The 869-nt window shown below is 61.3% G+C and carries 2 protein-coding genes; both read right to left on the bottom strand.

Annotation, left to right across the window (positions count from 1 at the left end; genetic code table 11):
• Nucleotides 1-20: 20 nt before the first annotated feature.
• A complete protein-coding gene (gene tnpB, locus ATN84_RS16215) occupies nucleotides 21-368 on the bottom strand; it encodes an IS66 family insertion sequence element accessory protein TnpB (protein ID WP_068882727.1) in 348 nt (115 codons plus the stop codon).
• Nucleotides 365-772: an IS66-like element accessory protein TnpA gene (gene tnpA / locus ATN84_RS16220; RefSeq protein ID WP_068882728.1), complete on the bottom strand. Its 408-nt coding sequence runs from the start codon at nucleotides 770-772 to the stop codon at nucleotides 365-367. The genes tnpB and tnpA overlap by 4 nt, the downstream gene beginning before the upstream one ends.
• Nucleotides 773-869: the final 97 nt, after the last annotated feature.

The raw sequence follows: 869 nt of genomic DNA on the forward strand, positions 1-869 counted from the left end.
TGGAAAGATTATATTTTCCCTCATGCGCTGCGCTTCGGCGCAGCGCTCCAGGACGGTCGCCGCCAGTCAATCCCTTCCCACAGCATCGCCAGTTGCGCCGCCGTCAGCCGGGCTGTGCCATCAGCAGCCGACGGCCATGGAAAGCGCCCTTTCTCCAGGACCTTGTAATAGAGGCAAAAGCCTTGGCCGTCCCAGAACAGAAGCTTGATGCGGTTGCCGCGCCGCCCGCGAAAGACGAACACCGATCCGGATGCCGGCTTTTGCCGCAACCCCGTTTGCACCAACGCCGTCAGGCCGTCGATCCCTTTGCGCATGTCGGTCGCCCCGCAGGCGAGATAGACGCGCGCATTCGCCCCTGGCCCCATCATGCCTCTTCCACCGATCGTATCAGAGCTTTCAGCGTTTCCGGCGCGATAGAAGCATCGATCTTCAGGACGCGGCCACCTTTGCAGCCGATCTCAATGCGCGACGGCTTTGCCGGCCGTTTCGCCGCGACCCTTTCTGCTGCCGCGGCTCGATCCGGTTCGCTTTCCGCATCCGCCCCGATCAGCGCCACCGGCAACAGTGTCACGCCTGATCCAACCGGCGACCTGATGTCCCGGCCAAGCTTCTTGCGCCAGGTGTAAATCTGCTGCGGGAGAATATCATGCCGGCGGGCAATCTCGGCGACGCCAAACCCACTCGTCTCAACCTCCTCCAGAATCCGAAGCTTGTCCTCGTCCGTCCACACACGGCGGCGCTCGACGCCCGTCAGAATCTCAATCCGCCCCATAAGTTCATCCTTTGGCTACGTCGCTAACTACGGAATTAGCGACGTAACTTCAGCGCATTGGAGCAAATCTCAAAGGCTGCTCAACCGGACGCTTACG

Source organism: Paramesorhizobium deserti, from assembly GCF_001558695.1.
In the GTDB taxonomy this organism is placed as follows: domain Bacteria; phylum Pseudomonadota; class Alphaproteobacteria; order Rhizobiales; family Rhizobiaceae; genus Paramesorhizobium; species Paramesorhizobium deserti.